Below are 18456 nucleotides of genomic sequence, written 5' to 3'. Positions count from 1 at the left end.
CCTTAAAACATACAGTCTGTATGTTTTTGAAGGCTAACATACAGGCTGTATGTTTTCAATCGCTCCCATGGTCCGCTCCAACCCAGAACGTGCTGAAGCCACTCGTACCGCCCTCCTCGACGCGGGCCGCGCCTTGTTCGTCAGCCGGGGTTACGGCGGCACGTCGACGCCGGAGATCTGCGGCGCGGCAGGCATCACGAGGGGTGCGCTCTACCATCACTTCGACGACAAGCGCGACCTTTTTCGAGCCGTCCTGATGCGCGAGGCGCGCGCCGTCAGCGCGGCCATCGAGGGCGCCGCGCCAGCGCAGGCCACACCGCGCCAGGCCTTGCTCGCCGGCAGCCTTGCCTACTTGGACGCGATGACCGTGGCAGGGCGCACCCGCTTGCTGCTCATCGAAGGACCTGCGGTGCTCGGCGCGGCGGAGGTGATGGCGATCGACGCATCGCATGCGGCCGGCACCCTGCGAGAAGGTTTGGCCGCGGCGCTCGGCGCTGAACCGGTCGCCATCGACGCGCTGGCAAAGCTGCTCTCGGCAGCGTTCGATCGTGCGGCACTCGAGATCGACGCTGGGAGCGGTGCGCAGGAGGTGCGGTCGGCGATGCTGTGGCTGCTCGAGCGCGTGCTCGGCCCGGCGGCGGCATCACAGGGACAATCCGGTGTCGCAGATCCCGAGGAGAAGATGTGAAAACCTACGAAATCGAAGTGCAGCGCCTCAAGTCGATGAAGCACGACAAAGGCCTGATCGAACTCGCCGTCGACGCCCTGGTGTTGTCCCGCCCGGTGCGGGACGAGCAGTCGACCAGCAGCAGCGTGCGCCTGAGCGTCGAGGATGCGCGCACGCTGGTGATCCTGCTGAAGCAGCAGCTGGCCGAGCTCGACAAGTTGCAGCCGCGCAGCCGGCGTTCAGGGCGGTGCTGAGACCGGGGCCTGAACAACTGAACTGATGATCGAGAGCCGGCTGCTGCGCGAGTAGATGGCTCGGCTCGCCCCGATCGTTCAGTCTTTCTGTCGCAACGCCTTCTGCAACTCCTTCAGCCAGGCGATCGACGCTTCTTCATAAAAAATGCCCCGGCGCAGCAGCAAGTGCTGCAGCCGCTGCGTGCGGGTGCTGTCGGGGCCCGGGAAATCGCGCTGTTCGATCTCGCGGTAGTGGGCCAGCTGCTGCGCGTGATCTTGCAGCCGGGCGTGGATCTCGTCGTCGAGTTCGATGGCGGGCAGCGTTGCCGCGGCGCGCACCTTCACCATCAGCCCGTCGCGCAGGTCCAGCGGCGCGCCCGTCTCGTTGGCCCAGCGCGTCAGCTCGGTACGGCCCTTGGGTAGCACGCGGTATTCGCGCTTGCGGGTTTTGCCGGCGTCGGCCGCCGGCTTGGAGGCGATCCAGCCCTGTTCCTCCATACGCGCCAGCTCACGGTAGATCTGTTGATGCGTGGCGTGCCAAAAGTGGCCGATCGACTTGTCGAAACGCCGCGCCAGGTCATAACCGGACGACGACTTCTCCAACAGCGACGTGAGCAGTGCATGGGGCAAAGACATGGGGGCGAAGCATACGACGTCCCCGGTATGCAACGAGTTGCATTGTTCGGCCGAGTTGCACTAAAGTATGCAACCGGTTGCATAGAAGGCGCCGCGACGGCCCGAACAGGAGACACCCCGATGACCGCTTATCCGCACATGTTGGCCCCCTTGGACCTGGGTTTCACCACCTTGCGCAATCGAGTGCTGATGGGCTCGATGCACGTCGGGCTGGAAGAGGTGGAAAACGGCTTCGAGCGCATGGCCGCCTTCTATGCCGAGCGTGCCCGTGGCGGCGTCGGCCTGATCGTGACGGGCGGCATCGCGCCCAACCACCGGGGCCGCCCGATGCCCGGTGGCGCTGCGATGACGACACCCGAAGAGGCCGACAAGCACCGCGTTGTCACGCGCGCCGTGCACGAGGCCGGCGGCAAGATCTGCATGCAGATCCTCCACTTCGGCCGTTATGCCTACCATCCCGAGCTGGTGGCGCCGAGCCCGCTGAAGGCGCCGATCAATCCGTTCCGCCCGCACGAGCTCACGCGCCAAGAGGTCGAGCAAACGATCGACGATTTCGCCAACGCCGCCGCGCTGGCCCAAAGCGCGGGCTACGACGGGGTCGAGATCATGGGCTCCGAGGGTTATCTGATCAACGAGTTCATCGCGGCGCAGACCAACCAGCGCAGCGACGAATGGGGCGGCAGCTACCAGAACCGCATCCGGTTCCCGCTGGAGATCGTGCGCCGTACCCGGGCGCGCGTCGGCCCCGACTTCATCATCATCTTCCGCCTCTCGATGCTCGACCTGGTCGAAGGCGGCTCGACGGTGGACGAGGTGGTCGAGCTCGCGCAGGCGCTGGAGCGCGCCGGCGTGACCATCCTCAACACCGGCATCGGCTGGCACGAGGCGCGCATCCCCACCATCGCCACCAAGGTGCCGCGTGCGGCTTTTGCCTGGGTGACGCAGCAGTTGAAGGGCAAGGTCGGCATCCCGCTGGTGGCGACCAACCGCATCAACACACCCGAGGTGGCCGAGCAGGTGCTGGCCAGCGGCATGGCCGACATGGTGTCGATGGCGCGGCCCTTCCTCGCCGACGCCGAGTTCGTCGCCAAGGCGGCTGCGGGCCGGGCGGACGAGATCAACACCTGCATCGGCTGCAACCAGGCCTGCCTGGATCACACCTTCGCCGGCAAGATCACCTCCTGTTTGGTGAACCCGCGCGCCTGCCACGAAACGCTGTTGGTCGAAACCCCTGCGCTGCTGCGCGAGTCGATCGCCGTGGTGGGCGCGGGCCCTGCCGGCTTGGCCTTTGCCACCACCGCCGCGCGACGCGGCTTCGAGGTGACGCTGTTCGATGCCGCGAACGAGATCGGCGGCCAGTTCAACATCGCCAAGCAGGTGCCGGGCAAGGAGGAGTTCCACGAAACGCTGCGCTATTTCCGGCGGCAGATCGAGATCACCGGGGTGACGCTGCGGCTGGGGCAGCCGGTGACCGCAGCCGACCTGGTCGGCGCCGGCTTCCGGCACGTCGTGCTGGCCACCGGTGTTTCGCCGCGCACGCCCGAGTTCGAGGGCGTGGACCATCCCAAGGTGCTGGGCTACCTGGACGTCCTGCGCGCCAAGCGGCCGGTGGGCCGCAAGGTCGCCATCATCGGTGCCGGCGGCATCGGCTTCGACGTGGCCGAATACCTGCTGCACGAGGGTGTGTCGCCGAGTCTGGACGCCGCGAAGTTCTTCGATGAATGGGGCGTGGACCGCAGCGGCGTCTCCCGCGGTGGCCTGAAGCCGGCGCAACTGCCGCCCGCGCCGCGCAAGATCTGGCTGCTGCAGCGCAAGACCAGCAAGGTGGGGGACGGCCTGGGCAAGACGACCGGCTGGATCCACCGCACTTCGCTGAAACAACGCGGCGTGGAGATGATCCCGGGCGTCAGCTACCGCAAGGTGGACGACGAGGGCCTGCACATCACCGTCGACGGGCGCGACACGACCCTGCCGGTGGATCACGTGATCCTCTGTGCCGGCCAGGAGCCGCTGCGGGAGTTGCAATCGGCGCTGCAGGCCGCCGGCTGCCAGGTGCACCTGATCGGCGGGGCCGACCGGGCCGCCGAGCTGGACGCCAAGCGCGCGATCCGGCAGGGCACCGAGCTCGCGCTGCACTTCGATGCCGATGCCTCGTCGGCCGAAGCGCAGCACCACGACACCCCCGCACAGCGGCTGGCGCCCAAGGCTGCCCAGTCGTTGCAGAGCTGGCATGCGATCGTCCAGCAGGGCGACATGGCGGGCCTCTCCGAGCTGCTGCATCCGCGCGCGGTGTTCCGCTCGCCGATGGCTCATACGCCATACCCCGGCGCCCAGGCGGTGCAGCTGATCCTCGGCACCGTCATCAAGGTGTTCGAAAACTTCACCTACCACCGCGAGTTCGTCGACACCGACGGCCACAGCGTCGTGCTCGAGTTCAGCGCGACGGTCCATGGCAAGCAGCTCAAGGGCATCGACATGATCCGCTTCGACGAGGACGGCAAGATCGTCGACTTCGAGGTGATGATCCGGCCCATGAGCGGCTTGCAGGCGCTGGGCGAGGAGATGGGCCGGCGCCTGGCACCTTATCTGGCGGCGATGAAGACGGCCTGAGTTCGCCTGGGCGCCCGGGCCAGGGGGGGCGACGCTACTTCTTTCGCGGCCAGACCACGTAGGTCATGACGGCGATCAGCCCCCCCAACACAAACAGCACTTTGCCACCGCTCCATCGGCGCCGCCCGCCCCCGATGGAGCGGCGCGCCGATGATTTCGCCTGCACCAGGGGGATGCGGGCGTGAGCGCCGGCCTCAGGGAGCGCGCGGGCCGAAGCCGAAATCGCCAGCAGCAAGCCGGCCAGCACGAGACTGCGACGCGGGTGGTTCACGAATCTGCCCTCCAACACATCAACGGGCCGGACGTTCACAGGAACGTCAGAAAAACGCCGCCGAGCGCGAGCAGCACGGACCACTGCATCGGAAACCCGAAGGCCTGATGCGGCTCTTCGTCTCCCTCTTCCCGCGCTTCTTGATTCAGTTTCCTGCCGATCACCCACACCAGCACCGCTGCCAGCAAGAGCGCGACGCGCGCCGCGGCGAAGTTGTCGTGGCCCCAAATCGACAAGGCGAGGCCCCAGAGCGCCAAAGGAATCATGAATCCAAGAAAACCCAACCCTCGCCAACTGATCATCTCTGCACCCCTCGTTCAGGCCTGGGCGCTGGAGGTCATCCGCACCGCAGGTTTCGTTAAATTTTGTTACGGCCAGCAGTGTCTCACCGACGTGACGAAGGAGAGCGTGCAGTAATTCACGGCCTGTGCAGCAGAGCTGCGGCTCCCCACCTGCTCGAGGGGGCGAGCGTCGCGGCGTCCATGTGGCGTCTGTTTCTGTTTTGGAAACAATCCATTGAGGTGGCCCCCGTTTTTCTTCAGTTTCCGCATCTTTACAGTTCATCCCATCGATGAGCACAAACGAATCACGCTTGCGACTCAGCGATGGGCCAGACGGCTTACCCGCCCGACCCGGACCTATCACCTGATTGAAGAACGGAGTAGCACCATGAACGTCCAGAAGAAATTGATCGTCGCCGTGATGACCACCTTTGCCGCCGCCGGCGCGTTTGCGCAGGAAGCCACGCCCGAAGACGACAACTTCCACGCCAAGTACGCCTCGGTGAAGACGCGAGCCGAAGTGAAGGCCGAACTGGCCCAAGCGCGCGCACAAGGCCAGCTGGCGGTGTTCAGCGGCGAAGCCAGCGTGTTCCCGGAGGCGACCTCCCGCACCGCCTTCGCCGGCCGCCGCGAGGACAGCCGGTTCACGGCGAGCCCGGTCGCCGGCAAGACCCGCGCCGAGGTGAAAGCGGAACTGGCCGAAGCCCGTGCCGCCAGCGTGTTGCCCGTGTTCAGCGGTGAAGCCAGTGTGTTCCCGGAGCAGGGGCGCACCGCCACGGCCCGCAACCGCGAAGACGCCAAGCGCGAACAAATCGGCGGCTGATGAGCACGGCCGGTGGCCCTCTCAGCCAGAGGCCGCCGACACCGCCTCCCGGCACCTACAGCAAAACCCGCTTCGGCGGGTTTTGTCGTCATGGCTCCGGTTCCAGACGAAAAGCACCCGGGTCCTCGGTACAGGTCAGGCGGCTGGCAGGGCCCGGGCGCGCAGCGCGCTCAGGGTCGGTCGGACGGCGCGCGGGCCCTTGCGTCTTGCCGGACCGGGCGTTTCAGCAGCGAGCGGGCCATCCAGGCCATCAGGGCGAGGCCGCCGAACAGCACCGCCCACAACCCGGGTGCGCCGGACGGGGCGGCGGCCCGGGGGTGCGAGGGCTGGGGCACCGTCAGCGTCGGTCCCGGTGACACGGCCACGGCGGCGCTTCGGGCCAGCATCACCGTTGCCCGGTCGGTTGGCAGCGGGGCCGCGGCCGCACGCCCGGGCATCAGCTGCGTGAGCGTCAGCGCGGGCGGCCCGGCCGGGGGCGCGTCCCAACTCAGCTGGTAAGGGCCGGGACCGCGCGCGAGGAACACCAGCGAGCGGGTGCGGGCCGCCGCCCTCAGCATGGGGGGCTGGCGGCCGAGCTGGGAGATCGGCACGGCGCTCGACAGCCGCAGCTGGGCGTGCTGGCTGCCGGCCAGTGGCAACGGCGGCGACTTCAGCTCGGCTTCTGGCAGCCGCAGCCAATAGACTGTGGCCGCCGCCAGGCCGACCCAATGGCGCTCCGAGGCCGGTTCGGCCGCGGGCTCGGTCTTGCGGCGCACCGCACGGAGCTGCTCGCGCAGTCCGTGGCGTGCTGCGGCGGCGACCGGCTGCTCCGGGTCCACGCTGCCCAGCACCTCGATCAGGGCCAGCGTGTTGGCTTCATGCAGCATCACCTGCAGCTGTTCGACGGGCAGCCGGGGCGGCAACGGGTAGTCGCAGTGGCGGGCGTCGCACCGGCTCGGCATGATGGGGTCGGTCCATTGCAGCTCAGGCCCGCGCGCCTGTTCGCGAAGGCTGGCGACGCGGGCGCCGATCAGCTCGGGCAGGGTGCCGGGCTGTGCGAGGCTCAGCTTGAGATAGCGCGCCGAGAGGGGCGCGAGCTCTATCGTGGTCTGGCGCAGCGTCTGGCCGGCATGTTGGAGCGCGACCACCGGGGCCGCGGCGCGCACCACGCGCCACTGCTGCAAGTCGTCGCTGGCCGAGACCTGCAAGGTGAACATCCCGCGCGTGCTCTCCGGCAGCTCCAGCTCGAGGCGCTGCAGGGTGCCGCTCACCTCACGGGTGTCGAGTATCCAGCCCGGCTCGGCGCCTGCACGCGGGCGGTCGTTGGCAGCGCGTGCGCCCGGCAGCTTGAACAGCGGCACGGTCTGCAGCTGCTCGACGGCGACCGGCGCGGCCTCGTCGTCCCAGGCGAAGGGCAGCACTTCGCCGCGGCCGTTCAGCACGCGCAGGTTGTTGGGCGATGCGGCCGCTGCCGCCGGCGCCGGCAGCGCGATCGGCAGCTGCAGCGTGAAGTAGGGGCCGGTGCCGTGGAGCACCAGCTCTGCACCTCCGGCACCGAAGGCCGCTGGTGTCAGCGCCCACGTGACAAGGCAGGCGAAGAGGCCGGCGTAGCGGCGGGGGGTGGGTCGTCGTCTCATGGGCTCACCTGCGCGCTGCGCTGCTTGGGCGGGACGGGCGCAAAGTAGCCGACCAGCAACAACAGCATGCCGACCACGATGAACGACACGATGCGATAGAGGCTGCCGCGGTCGGCCAACTCCACGCCGAACAGCTTGGCGATCACAACGCCGAGCAGCACCGCACCCACCGCCCACAGCTGCCGATGGGCGCGACGATGCCCGGCGAGCATCAGACCCACACCCGCGAGCGACCAGGCCACCGACAACGCGGCTTGCGTCAGCGTCGAGTCGAACAGCGCCTGCGGCGTCCACGCGACATCGGCCCAGTGGTGGCAAGCGCGCAGCACCAGCCCGGTGTAGAGCGCGAACGCCGTCGCCCCCAATACAGCGCGTAACGCAGCCGGCGAGACCCACTGCGCGATGCGCGGCGCCAGCGCACGGTGCCATGACACCAGCGCGAGCAACACCAGCCCCTGTCCGAGTTCGAGCGGGTTGAGCAGCGGCAGATAGGGCAACGGCGCTGCACTGCCCGAACCCAGGTTGCCGAGCCAGAGCCAGCCCAGCAGGTAGAGCGCGAGCGGTGCGCAGGCGGCGATCAGGTAGGTGTCGCGGTGTTCGCGCAGCGGCCAGCGCGATTGCAGCCGGGGACGCGTCAGCAGCACCAGCAACAACGACGGCACCAGCATCCAGCCGAGCGCGGGCCAGGCCGAGCCGGGATCTCCCAGGGCCGACATCCGCAGCTGGCCTTCGCGCGCGGCCAGCAGCAGGAACAACCAGAAGCCGAGCAGGTGCAGCGGTTGCAGCTGCTGCGGCCGCCACCAGGCTTGCTGGGCGCGCAGCAGCACACCGTGCCACAGCAGCGCGAGCGGCCACACGAGCCAGCCGAACTGGCTCGAGGGCAGGAGGCCGGCCACGGCGGGGCCGATCGCCGCCGCCACCACCCAGGCCGGCACCGTCAAAGCGCTGGCTTGGCCGAGCACCGGCCAACGGCGCACGCGGGCGAGCGCCACCACGCCGATCGAGGTCAGCAGCACCCAACCGGTCAGGAGCGCTGGCCACAGCAGCAGCGTCTCGCGTCGCAGCAGCCAACGGTACAACTCTGGCGGCAGCGCTGCCGCCCACCAGGCCAGGCTCCAGCCGACGATGCCCCACTGGAGCGCCGGCTCGCGCGTCCAGGCGTTCAGCCCACCTTTCGGGCGCAGCGGACCGACGCGCCGCTGCCAGTCGCCGGCGATCAGCCCGGTGACCGTCAACACCAGCGGTACCCACAGTGACGGCGCTTGGGTGGGCGCGGTCTGCCACAACGGGGGCCCGAAGGCGAGTGCGGCGAAGCCCGCCGCCCACTGCAGCACGACCCAGGCGAGCGAGAGCGCGGGATGTCCGAGGCGCAACCCGGCCCACAGCGCACCGAGGCCGACCCAGGGCCAGACCAGCGCCGCCCGTTCTGCGGGCATCAGGTACAACAACCCGAGGTTCAGCACGCCGAGGCCCGCGAGCAGGCCGGCGCTGCTCGCCCAGGACCAGCTCACGGCGCCCTTCGACCTGGATGCGGCCTGCCACCCGCGCTGCAGCTCCAACCGGGCGCCAAGCAGCAGGGCCGTGCCGATCAGCACCGCCGGCACCAGGCCTTGCCAGCCATCGCTCAGCATCGCGGCGCCCTGCGCCGTGTGCAGCGTCGAGGCGAGGCCGCCCAGCGCGACCGCATGCAACACGCCGGCGTTGGCCTGCAACACGCCGAGGCGCAGCCGCTCTTGCAGTGCCGTGCAGGCAAAGGCCAGCCAGGCGGTGGCGGCGCTGGCCCACGGCGGCGGCAGCAGCATCCAGGCGATGGCGGCCAGCGGCAGGCTCACGCACCAGGGCAGCGCGAGCGTGTTGGCCGCTTCCCAGGCGGGCCGCTGGTCGGCCGGGAGCCGGCGGAAGACGAGATACATCGCCGCGGCGCTGGCGGCCAGCAGCGCGGCGCCGAGCACCGAGCCGGTGAGCAGCGGCGTGCCCGGCTGCAGGTCCAGCCCGAGGCCCGTGGCCAGGCGCACCAGCGCGCCGGCCAGCACGGCCAGCGCAAACGCGCGGGCATAGGGTCGGCGCTGGCGTGCGCCCAGCCAGTACATGCCGGCGGCTTCCACGGCCCAGGTCGCCCCGGTCCACTCGCCTTCGAGCGCGAGTGGGATCGCCAGCGTGCCGAAAATCACGCTGACGATCACATAGGCTTCGCCCAGCAGGGCATAACGCCGGTGCCCGCCGCGCAGCAACGCACCGCCGAGCAGCAGGTAGAACAGTGCAAAACCGAAGGCGGCCCAGGCGGGCCCGAACGGCCGCTGCTGCACCAGCAGGTATTGCAGGCCGAACGCCGCCAGCGGCACGCCGAAGACCAGCGCACTGTCGACCCGGCCCACCTGGTTCAGGGCTTCTACGGCGCGCGACGACAAGGATGGGGCGGGAGCGCTCTGCTCCGGCTCGACCGCCAGCGCCCGCCGCGCGAACAGCACGCCGATCGCGGTGAACAGCAGGAAAAACAGCAGCAAGAAGGCTTGCGTGCTGGGATAGAGCGCGTCCTGGTAGTGCCGCTGCGCCCAGGCGCTGGCCAGCGTGAAGGTGCCGGCCAAGCCGACCAGGTGCAGCGGCCGCCACGCCTTGAACCAGGCCATCGCGAAGATGCCGAGGTCGAGGATGGCGAGGTAGCTGAACAAGGCGATGTGGTTGCCCTGCCCGGTCGACACCAGCACCGGCGCGGCGAAACCCTCGGCGACCGACACGAGTGCGAGCCACGGGGCGTTCTGTGCGACGGCGAGCACGGCGCCCAGCAGCGACACGGCAGCCATGAAGGCGAAGGCGACCGTGGGCGTCAGCAGCGCCTGCGTTTCGTGCAGCTTCAGCGCCGCCAGCGTGGTGAGGTAGAAAACACCGATGCCGGCCCCCTGCAGGATCAAGCCGTAGCCCTGACCACCGGCAGCATCGGCTCGCGAGCGCAGCCGCCAGCCCAGGCCCAGCAGCGCGGCGCCCACCAGCGCCACGCCGGCGTAGCGCCACTCCAGCGGCACCGTGACACGCTCCGCGGCGTAGCGCAGCAGGAAGGCCAGGCCGAGGAACAGGATCAGGACGCCGACCTTGACGATGGTGTTGCCGCCGAAGATCCAGCGCGTCAGGAACGGCGGCAGGCGGTCGCGCAGCGGCACGGGTGGCGGGGCCGCGGGGGTGTTGGGTGGGGGCGGGCGCCTGGCCGGCGCGGCACCCACGGCGTCAGTGGGCGCGGCCGTTGCCTTCGGCAGCACCGCAGACGGCTGCGGGGCCGGCATGGGCGGGATCACGGCGGGCGCCGCCATCGTTGCTGCAGCGACTTGCGGGGCGCGGGCCGGGAGCATGACCGGTGCCGCGGCGGGGGCGGTGGCCTGCGCAGAAGGTGGTACGGGCGGCCGCTCAGCATGCGTCTCGGGTGGGGCCGTCGAGTCGAAGATCGGCCGGTCTTCCTCGGTCAGACCCTGCGAAAGCCGCTGCACCTGCTGGCGCAGGCCGGCGACTTCTTGCTCGAGCGCGGCGACGCGCGCTTCCAGGCCGCTCGAGCGGCGTGACGAGAGGTCGGCGCTGTCCTGCGGCGGCGGCTTGTCTTTCGCGGAATTCCGCAGCAGCGTGACCAGGACCGGTCCCAGCACGAGGCCGACCAGGGCGCCCAGCAGGCCGGACGAGAGTCCGCCGAGGACCGCGCCGATCAGTGCAGCAAGTATCTTCATACGCTCGTTTCTTCGATGGTCGGCCGCCGCCGCGGCGTGGTGGTGCGCATGTCGTTCATCGCGGACGGTACCCTGTAGCGTGTGGTCGTGGCCCACACGCTGTCCGGATCGTGGCGGTGCAGGATTTGCCGCGCGCGGCGCAACCCCGGGGCGGTGTCATGGGTCTGACCGGTGTGACGCGCGGTCGGCACGGCCACGGACAGGGCCGGCGACAACAACCCGGGCCTCATCGAGCGCGCAGACCGGTCAGATCATCGGCGCGGACTGTGTACGCCAAGGTTGCCGCGAGGCGTCGCTCAGGCCGCGGCCGGTGCACCGGCGTGCCGTCCGCGGTAGGCTCGACGAGGGCGTCCCCCGACGCCGCCTCGTCCCCGCCTTGCGACGCGAGCGCTACCTTGCGCGGTGGCGCTGCAGGCGTGCGGTTCATTCCCCTCTCCCCCAGTCCTCGTGGTGATGTCCGCCGCGGGTGCGCGGCGGTGGTCGCGTTCCAGTCGCGGCCGTGTGGCTTTTGGGGCCGCAGGATAGGAGGCTTCTCGCCGGGCGGCAACGCCCGGACAGGGGGTGCCGCCCGGTGGCTTTCAGGGCAGCCCCGGGGTGTACTTCCCGTATGCCTTGACGGCGTTGGATGGGCGCCGCAACTTGAACCCCGCCCGCGGGGACTACGCATACCCGGACCGTCCTCACGCCCCGGGGCGTGCCGCAGGGCCACCCCACATCGTCGAGCCGCCTCTGTCGTACAGACGAAAGAAGCGACACCGCGGCCGGCAGCCTACGGAGCAGCGTAGTTGTACCGCAGCCAGTCCCGCCTAAGCTAAAGCAGGATCGCGAGTTGGGCAGCCGCTGCCCCCGCGGCTGAACCGATCCTCGGGATGCCGGTTCCCCGACCCACTGCCCCAAAAAACCGCTCCATGCACTCCAGCGAGACTCGTCACGCGCAACCTACCGGAGATTTCGACCCCGCTCGGTGGCAGCGCCTGAAGAGCTTGCTGGCTGACGCGCTGACGCTGCCGCCTTCGCAATGGAGCGCCTTCGTTACCCGCGTGGCGGCCGAGGACGCCGTGCTGGCGGAGGAACTGGGGTCGATGATGGAAGCCACAGCCCCGGGTCGCGCCTCGCAGGTTCCGGCGGCCGTCGCAATGGCACCGGCCCTCGACGCGCCGGACGGCGTGCTGCGCATCGGGCAGCAGTTCTGGCCATACCGCATCGTCGCGCTGATCGGGCGCGGCGGTATGGGCGAGGTCTACCGAGCCGAACGCGCGGACGGTCTCTACGAGCAGCAGGTCGCGATCAAGCTGGCACGCGACGGCGACGAGCAAGAGGCGTCCATCTCCCGCCTTCAGGCGGAGCGCCGCCTGCTGTCCCGGCTCGACCATCCCCAGGTGCCCAAGGTGTTGGACAGCGGCGTGACCGACGACGGCTGGCCCTACTTCGTGATGGAGTTGATCGACGGCGAGCCGATCGACGTGTACGTCGACCGGCACCAACTGCCGGTCGAGCAGCGTCTGCACCTGTTCTGCAGCGTGTGCCGCGTGGTTCACTTTGCACACGGGCGTGGTGTGGTGCATCGCGACCTGAAGCCGAGCAACCTGCTCGTGACCCCGCAGGGCGACGTCAAGCTGCTCGATTTCGGGGTCGCCAAACAGGTGGACACCGAGCCGAGCGCCGCGACGAGCGAGATCACCGGGGGCGCGGCGACGCTGGCCTATGCCAGCCCCGAGCAGGTGGAATGCCGCGACATCACCACGGCCAGCGATGTCTACTCGCTGGGCGTGTTGCTGTACCGCTTGCTGGGGGCGGTTTCACCCTACTCGACCGAGGTGTCCGGCAGCGACCACGAGCTGGTCGAGGCGATCCGGCGCAGCGACCCGTTGCCGCCCAGTGTGGCCGTCGCGCCCGCACGCCTGCCAGCCTCGCTGCAGCGCGATCTCGATGCCATCGCCCTGATGGCCCTGCGCAAGGAGCCTGTGCGACGTTATGCGACGGCAGAGCAATTCGGTGCCGACGTGTTGCGCTGCCTGGCGCGGCTGCCGGTGTCCGCCCGACGCGACGGGTGGGGCTACCGCATCCGGCGATTCTTGCTGCGCCACCGCGCGGCGTTCGGCATGGCGCTGGTCGGCGCCTCGGCCTGCGCGGGCATCTTGGTCACGGCGGTGCAGCGAGCCTATGAGACACAGCAGCAGCGCGAACGGGCCGAGAGGCGTCTCGACGCCTTGCGGCAGCTGGCGAACGTGTCCGTCTCCGGTCTGCCCCCGGCGCAGCGCAACCGGACCGGCAGTGGGGAGGTGCGCGAGGATCTGGCACAGGGCCGCACGTCGTGCTCCCCTCCTGCCGGCCCGTCGTGCGGGGGGCGATGAGTTAGAAAGGCCAGTGCCCCTTGCGAGCCAGGTCGACCGAGCGATCGGCGAAGGCACTGTCACCTTTCGCCCGCCGCCGCGTCTAATGTCCATCGCCGCTGACGAAACTGTTGGTTCAAGCCGAAATGTCGATGCCCCGCGCCGCCTTGCCCACCTCCGACGCCCGCACCGACGCCGAACTCGTGGAGTCGGTGCTGGCTGGTGACGCCTGCGCCTTCGAAGCCATCATGCGGCGCCACAACCGCCTGATGTTCCGCACTGCGCGCAGCATCGTCGGAGACGACGCCGAGGCGCAAGACGTGGTGCAGGAGGCCTACTTGCGCGCCTTCACGGCGATCGCGGGCTGGCGCGGTGCGTCGGCGCTGGCCACCTGGCTGGCACGCATTGCGATGAACGTCGCGGTGTCCATTCAGCGCAAGAAAAGCCGATGGATCGAGATGGATAGCCCAGATGAAGTGCTTGAAGACGGCCCCGAACGCACCTTGAGCGAGACGGGCGCCGGCCCGGCCGGCCCCGAGGAGCAGGCTGCGCAGGCCCAGGTGCGCCGACTGCTGGAGCAGGCGATCGACCGGCTGCCGCCCATCTACCGCAGCGTGTTCATGCTGAGGGCGGTCGAAGAGCTCAGCGTGGAAGAAGCGGCCGAAACCCTCGCCGTGACGCCCGACGTCGTGAAGACCCGGTTTCTGCGGGCCCGCGCGATGTTACGCAGCGAACTGGGCGCCGAGGTCGGGGTCGCCGCACAGCGGGTGCATACCTTCGCTGGCGAGCGGTGCGATGCCGTGGTGGCCACCGTGCTGGCCGAACTGCACGCACGTGGGCTGATCCGGGCGCACCGAACCCCATTGCTTCTCCTTGGGACCCCTCCCGGTGAGACCGACCCGTTGTCCCGGAGCAGGCCGACGCGCCTGTGATCCAGGGCACGGGCACTCGCGCGCGCCGCGCTGGCGAGGCCCGCGGCGGAACTTCCACGGGCATGTCTGACCGTACACCGCACGCCGACTCGCGGCAGACAGCGGCCCGGGAAGCTCAAAGCGATTTCAAGTACTGCGCCACGTCCTGCACTTCCTGCGGCGAGAGCTGCAGCTGCTGCCGCTCGTTATAGCGTTCCACCACATGTTCGAGCGTCGGTGACGAGCCATCGTGGAAATACGGCGGGTGCTGCCACACCCCCTTGAGCGGACTGGTGCGGTACAGCTTGGTGGCCGAGCGCGAGGCGTAGCTCGGTGTCTCCGGCTCGGCCATCGACGCGGTCAGCGGGTGCAGGCGCTCGTTGGCATCGGTGAAGGTGTCGCCGCTGTGGCAGGTGATGCACATCGCTTTGCCGGCGAACAGCACCCGTCCACGGGCCGCCGCGGCCGAGTCGAAGCTGCCGGCAGGCGCCTTGGGTGCTGTCAGGGAAAGCTGATAGGCCTGCAAGGCATCCAGCTTGGCGTCGACCCGGTCTTCGGTGCCGTGACGGACGTTCACCGCCAAGCGCGGCTCGGAGAAGCTGCCGAGGCCCCCCATCTGGGTCACGGCGACATAGCGGTTCCAGTAGGCAATGCTGTCCCCATCCCCGGTGAAGGTGATGCGGTGTATGTCGGCCAGGCCGTAGGCCGGCGGAATGACGACGGGCTTGTTCTGCCCGTCCATGTTGAAACGGGCGTCGTAGCGACCTGGCCCCCAGGAGCGGTAGACCGCCTTGGTCACCTCGTCGAGCGCGGGTGAGAGCGCGATGATGGCGCCCGGGTCCAGGTCCCGGTTGGGCCAGCCGTCGAGGCGCCGGCCGATGCCCTGGGTCACCGAGTCGTCCACGGTGGAATGGCACAGCGCGCAGGTGATGCCGACCCGTGTCAGCCGCTGCACGCCGTCAATGGTCTGCACGGTGCCCTTCACGCCCACCACCGCATCGGCCTGGATCAGGGCCAGGGTGGTGGCCGGGCTGTCGAGGTCGGCCGTGCCGTTGCGGATCGCCTGCAGCACCGCCGATGGCACCGCGTCGGCGTCCACCTTCAGTCCGACCGACAGGGCGGTCTTCGGGTCCACCGCCGATTCGATCACCTGGTGCAGCTTCAGGACGCCGGTCCAGTGGGCTTCGTTGCCGAAGGTGTCGTGGCGGAAGGTTTGCCGGCCCTCTGCCACGGGGCCCGGGTCGCTCTGGGGGGCCGAGCTGTCAGAGCCGCCGCACGCGGCGAGCCCCAACGCGCATGCCAGCGCGGCCGCGGGCGCCTTGACGGACCGCAGGGTCGACTGAGGCCTGGAAGGAGCATGGGCGATGTCACCGATGGAGGGGAGGGGCGTCTTGGCAGACACGGGCGGCGGGCCTGAGCCGCGCAGCGGCACGGCGCGGTGAGAAGGAAAGGAATCGATCGGCAAAGGGGTACCCTGACCTGTCATGGTCATCTCCTGTTGAGCTGAAGAGTGGGGAAGGTGGGACGCTGGCAGTGCCGCGGCATCAGCCCGCAGGCCTGCAGCATGGCCAGCGGTGCGGCAGCCTGCTGTAACACGTCCTACGCCTCGGAGGCGTCGGCTGGAAGCACCGGCAGCCCGAGTTCGAGCTCGGTGCAGGCGTGGGAGGTGGTCGGCAAGGCGGCATGGGCATCAGCGTGGCCTTTCGGCTGGCACAACGAGTTTTGCCAGCAGCGATGGTCATTAGACGCAGCAGCATCCGAAAGGTGACAACTTTCAGCCTGTCATCGTGCAGGGGGTGGATGACCGGGGCCGGACGGAGGCCGGCAGACCATGACAAGACAGATGAGGACCTGTGGCCGCGCAGACGGTCTGCGTGGACCCCTCATCGACATTCCGATGACTTCGAAATGGTCGATTCAACGCTGCGCACGGCCACCTCAATAGTGCTGGGGTGTCTTCATCAGCAGCTTGAACTGCCGCACCCCGTGGCGCAGCATCAGTGCGCCAGCGACAGCAATGCCGAGCGAGAAGACGACGAACGTCGACGGCAGGACCCACAGCGGCATGCGTCGCTCCACGTCTTCGAGGATGCGTGTCGTGGGCGTGGCTGGACGGTAGAGAACCGGCCATCGCTCTCCAACCTGGTACGGCTTCGTCGAGCTGACCCCGCTTGGTGTGAACCGGCGCATCTGCCCGCCAGCGTCATACTCGATGGTCGGTACATAGGTCAGCTTCCTCTTGCGGCCGCCTCCGCGCATCTGCATCGCGACCACTGTCCCCGTTGCGCGGCGTGCTTCCGCCTCTAGCAACCACGTATCGCGCACGTCCGGGCTGGCCAAGGCGCACAAGTACAAGCCAAGACCGATGATGAAGGGCCCAAAAAAAGGAGGGCATAGGTCGAGCCCTCGCTCACCTTAGGGGGCCGCTGACGGCGGGTTTTTCGAGACATGGAAGCAAGCAGGAGGTCACAGATCTGCCTCGCACTGTCTCATGAGCCGTCGCACTGGGCTGGGATGAAATGGCGGCAGTCGTGAAGGATCTGGCGCCGCGGCTCCCTCGAATGGCAGCCAGTCGGTGATGGATGGAAAGCTGGCGGACCTTGTGCGAAGAGTGCCGCGTCGCTGGCATCGCCAACACTGGAAGTGCCGCCGCCGGTCCGCAAGGGCCGCTCGGAGCCACCGGCGCCGGCTGCCGCCGTTTGCCGGTGCGCCCCGCTCGACCTGCTGGGCCGGCGTCTACGCCGCCTGCTCACACCCGTCGGTCCTACACGAGACGGCCGGTCCGGTCGAGACCGTCCAGCGCTCCCTTGCCCGGATCGAGGGCCACTTTCTCAGGGTCGATCGCATGCTGCACGGCGTTGTCGACGACCCCGGCGAGGGCGCCGGTCGGATCGACGATCTTGACGAAAGCCCCCGCGGCATTGCCGGCGGACTTACGCCCGGCGGTGTCCAGCACGTCCTGCTTCTCCTGTCCGGTCAGGTCTTTGCCCACGATCTCGGAACCGGCCTTGGTGTAGTTGGAAAGGGTGCCGAACAAGGCGTCGGTGGGTGCGGCCAACAGCTTGCCGAGACCCGGGATGCGGCCCAGCGTCTTGCTCACCAAGCTCGCCACGCCACCGAAGACCACCGAGAGGCCTTTCAGGAAGCCTTGCCCGATGTCCCGCGCGATCACCTCCGCGTTGTCGCGGTTGGTGCCGTTCTTGCGCACGTGCTTGTCTTTGGTCTTGGCGAGATTGGGGTTGCCGAGGATGTCGTTGGTGTTCTTGTCCTGCTCCGCACCGGTCCCCTTCAGAGAATCCTTCAGTGCGGCCATCTCGGTGCCGGCGCGGATCTCGCGGTCCTTCGTCGCACCTTCCATCTTGCCGTTGGTCGTCACGTCACCACGGTCCGTGCCGTCCCAGGCTTGCTTGTGCTTGATGGTGCCGACGTGCCGCGACGCGTTGTAGGCCGACTGTTTGCGCTCCGCCTCGCTGCGGTTGGGGTCCTCCCAGTTGCCATAGCGCTCCTTGAGCTTGTCTTTCACGCCCTCCTGGTTGCCGAGGTTGCGCAGCAGGCCGTTGTTCGCATTGAGGTAGTCGTCGACGCTGTGGTTGCCGGCTGGTTTGTCGTTGCGCTGGGGCACCTTGTCGGGCGCCCCCGGCACGCCGGAGGGGGAGCCTGCCGGCGGGCCGCTTGCAGAGGACTCGCCGTTGCTCGTCTGCACCTTGCTCTGCGTCGGTCCTTCGCATCCCACGTTCGAGCCGGGTCCGGTTTGCCCGGAAGAACTGTGGGCGTTGGCTGCCCCGGCGAGGAGGAGCGGTGCCAGCAATGGCGCGAAGGCCAGGGGATTGCCCCCTTGCGGCTGCTGCTGTGCCTGGCTCGATTGCTTGAGCCTGCCGGCGAGTTGCTGAGCCACCGCCAGCATCAGGAAACTCAGCGCGGCCTGGATCTCGGGCGTCAGCGCACTTTGCTGGGTTTTGGGCTGGCACGGCTGCTGCTGCGCAAGGATGGCGAGTGGGGCGGGACTGAAGCTGACGCTCTGCATCTTTCCTCCGGAGGGTTGGGTGATGACGCAGCCGTCCGCTTGCAGCGGATGTTGGAGCCGGTGCCCGGCGAGCGAGCTGTCGCGCACGGCTCAAGGCCCCTGGTGTCGTGGCAAATGCCGGCGCGGCCCCAGGTGAAGCGGGCCGGCACTCAACCTGTCGGCTTTGTCAGATGACTTCACTTTCTCGAAGAACGCCGGGGGGCCGCGGCGCGAATGCGAAGCGACGGCCTGAAATCAGAAGCGCCGGGCGAGGAGGCTGTGAGCCGAGCGGCTCGGTCGGTTTCGACCCTCGCACCGTTGCACTGAACTCACAACGCAAAACTCACAACGCAAAACGCCCAACC

Annotated in this window: 14 protein-coding genes and 1 pseudogene; 7 read left to right on the top strand and 8 right to left on the bottom strand. The window is 68.9% G+C overall.

Going from position 1 to position 18456, the window contains the following annotated elements:
* Positions 1 to 67 precede the first annotated feature (67 nt).
* Together AAW51_RS20720 and AAW51_RS20715 are read left to right on the top strand one after the other, a co-directional pair.
* Entirely contained in the window at positions 68 to 688 is a 621-nt protein-coding gene (locus tag AAW51_RS20720; RefSeq protein ID WP_047196123.1) for a TetR/AcrR family transcriptional regulator, read from the top strand.
* Positions 685 to 921, top strand: coding sequence for a hypothetical protein (locus AAW51_RS20715; RefSeq protein WP_047196122.1), 237 nt, complete (start codon positions 685 to 687; stop codon positions 919 to 921). Before AAW51_RS20720 ends, AAW51_RS20715 begins: the two co-directional genes overlap by 4 nt.
* Positions 922 to 999: 78 nt before the next feature.
* Here AAW51_RS20715 and AAW51_RS20710 read toward each other — a convergent pair whose 3' ends face one another.
* A complete protein-coding gene (locus AAW51_RS20710; RefSeq protein ID WP_047196121.1) occupies positions 1000 to 1536 on the bottom strand; it encodes a PadR family transcriptional regulator in 537 nt (178 codons plus the stop codon).
* A gap of 120 nt (positions 1537 to 1656) precedes the next feature.
* Here AAW51_RS20710 and AAW51_RS20705 point away from each other — a divergent pair.
* Positions 1657 to 3666 (top strand): annotated as a pseudogene (locus AAW51_RS20705) (oxidoreductase); the annotation flags it as partial.
* A 123-nt stretch (positions 3667 to 3789) separates the two neighbouring features.
* Positions 3790 to 4146: a nuclear transport factor 2 family protein gene (locus tag AAW51_RS30965; RefSeq protein WP_238947926.1), complete on the top strand. Its 357-nt coding sequence runs from the start codon at positions 3790 to 3792 to the stop codon at positions 4144 to 4146.
* A gap of 34 nt (positions 4147 to 4180) precedes the next feature.
* On the opposite strand, the gene AAW51_RS20700 is transcribed toward AAW51_RS30965, so the two are convergent.
* Positions 4181 to 4417: a hypothetical protein gene (locus AAW51_RS20700; protein WP_157359995.1), complete on the bottom strand. Its 237-nt coding sequence runs from the start codon at positions 4415 to 4417 to the stop codon at positions 4181 to 4183.
* 35 nt (positions 4418 to 4452) lie between these two features.
* Positions 4453 to 4719, bottom strand: coding sequence for a hypothetical protein (locus AAW51_RS20695; RefSeq protein ID WP_157359994.1), 267 nt, complete (start codon positions 4717 to 4719; stop codon positions 4453 to 4455).
* 367 nt (positions 4720 to 5086) lie between these two features.
* Between AAW51_RS20695 and AAW51_RS28440 the strand changes: the two genes are divergently transcribed.
* Positions 5087 to 5521 carry a DUF4148 domain-containing protein gene (locus tag AAW51_RS28440; RefSeq protein ID WP_053013812.1) on the top strand — a complete coding sequence of 145 codons (435 nt, stop codon included), beginning with the start codon at positions 5087 to 5089 and terminating at the stop codon, positions 5519 to 5521.
* Between the two features lie 170 nt (positions 5522 to 5691).
* On the opposite strand, the gene AAW51_RS20685 is transcribed toward AAW51_RS28440, so the two are convergent.
* The gene (locus AAW51_RS20685) at positions 5692 to 7137 is read right to left on the bottom strand and encodes a DUF3999 family protein (protein WP_083438463.1); all 1446 of its coding nucleotides are present in this window, start codon (positions 7135 to 7137) and stop codon (positions 5692 to 5694) included.
* Positions 7134 to 10844 carry a DUF2339 domain-containing protein gene (locus AAW51_RS20680; protein ID WP_047196116.1) on the bottom strand — a complete coding sequence of 1237 codons (3711 nt, stop codon included), beginning with the start codon at positions 10842 to 10844 and terminating at the stop codon, positions 7134 to 7136. Before AAW51_RS20680 ends, AAW51_RS20685 begins: the two co-directional genes overlap by 4 nt.
* A 908-nt stretch (positions 10845 to 11752) precedes the next feature.
* Between AAW51_RS20680 and AAW51_RS20670 the strand changes: the two genes are divergently transcribed.
* Positions 11753 to 13198, top strand: coding sequence for a serine/threonine-protein kinase (locus AAW51_RS20670; protein WP_169788062.1), 1446 nt, complete (start codon positions 11753 to 11755; stop codon positions 13196 to 13198).
* Positions 13199 to 13323: 125 nt separating this feature from the next.
* Positions 13324 to 14109 (top strand): RNA polymerase sigma factor, encoded by a 786-nt coding sequence (locus tag AAW51_RS20665; RefSeq protein WP_157359992.1) that lies wholly within the window; start codon positions 13324 to 13326, stop codon positions 14107 to 14109.
* A gap of 115 nt (positions 14110 to 14224) precedes the next feature.
* On the opposite strand, the gene AAW51_RS20660 is transcribed toward AAW51_RS20665, so the two are convergent.
* The 3 genes from AAW51_RS20660 to AAW51_RS20650 all read right to left on the bottom strand — a co-directional run bounded on the left by AAW51_RS20660 (position 14225) and on the right by AAW51_RS20650 (position 18112).
* Complete coding sequence (locus AAW51_RS20660) at positions 14225 to 15319, bottom strand: c-type cytochrome (protein ID WP_238947657.1); 1095 nt, start codon at positions 15317 to 15319, stop codon at positions 14225 to 14227.
* A 707-nt stretch (positions 15320 to 16026) separates the two neighbouring features.
* Positions 16027 to 16428, bottom strand: coding sequence for a DUF3592 domain-containing protein (locus AAW51_RS20655; RefSeq protein WP_238947656.1), 402 nt, complete (start codon positions 16426 to 16428; stop codon positions 16027 to 16029).
* Positions 16429 to 16852: 424 nt separating this feature from the next.
* The gene (locus AAW51_RS20650; protein WP_047196113.1) at positions 16853 to 18112 is read right to left on the bottom strand and encodes a hypothetical protein; all 1260 of its coding nucleotides are present in this window, start codon (positions 18110 to 18112) and stop codon (positions 16853 to 16855) included.
* Positions 18113 to 18456 lie beyond the last annotated feature (344 nt).

Source organism: Caldimonas brevitalea (assembly GCF_001017435.1).
Lineage (GTDB): Bacteria > Pseudomonadota > Gammaproteobacteria > Burkholderiales > Burkholderiaceae_C > Caldimonas > Caldimonas brevitalea.
Note: the sequence above shows the minus strand (reverse complement) of the source record. Positions and strands in the feature narration are given on the sequence as shown.

Bases quoted from the DNA above. Each gene is read 5' to 3' on its own strand.
- AAW51_RS20720 (WP_047196123.1), top strand. From the start codon at position 68: ATGGTCCGCTCCAACCCAGAACGTGCTGAAGCCACTCGTACCGCCCTC.
- AAW51_RS20710 (WP_047196121.1), bottom strand. From the start codon at position 1,536: ATGTCTTTGCCCCATGCACTGCTCACGTCGCTGTTGGAGAAGTCGTCG.
- AAW51_RS30965 (WP_238947926.1), top strand. From the start codon at position 3,790: ATGGCGGGCCTCTCCGAGCTGCTGCATCCGCGCGCGGTGTTCCGCTCG.
- AAW51_RS20695 (WP_157359994.1), bottom strand. From the start codon at position 4,719: ATGATCAGTTGGCGAGGGTTGGGTTTTCTTGGATTCATGATTCCTTTG.
- AAW51_RS28440 (WP_053013812.1), top strand. From the start codon at position 5,087: ATGAACGTCCAGAAGAAATTGATCGTCGCCGTGATGACCACCTTTGCC.
- AAW51_RS20685 (WP_083438463.1), bottom strand. From the start codon at position 7,137: ATGAGACGACGACCCACCCCCCGCCGCTACGCCGGCCTCTTCGCCTGC.
- AAW51_RS20680 (WP_047196116.1), bottom strand. From the start codon at position 10,844: ATGAAGATACTTGCTGCACTGATCGGCGCGGTCCTCGGCGGACTCTCG.
- AAW51_RS20670 (WP_169788062.1), top strand. From the start codon at position 11,753: ATGCACTCCAGCGAGACTCGTCACGCGCAACCTACCGGAGATTTCGAC.
- AAW51_RS20665 (WP_157359992.1), top strand. From the start codon at position 13,324: ATGTCGATGCCCCGCGCCGCCTTGCCCACCTCCGACGCCCGCACCGAC.
- AAW51_RS20650 (WP_047196113.1), bottom strand. From the start codon at position 18,112: ATGCAGAGCGTCAGCTTCAGTCCCGCCCCACTCGCCATCCTTGCGCAG.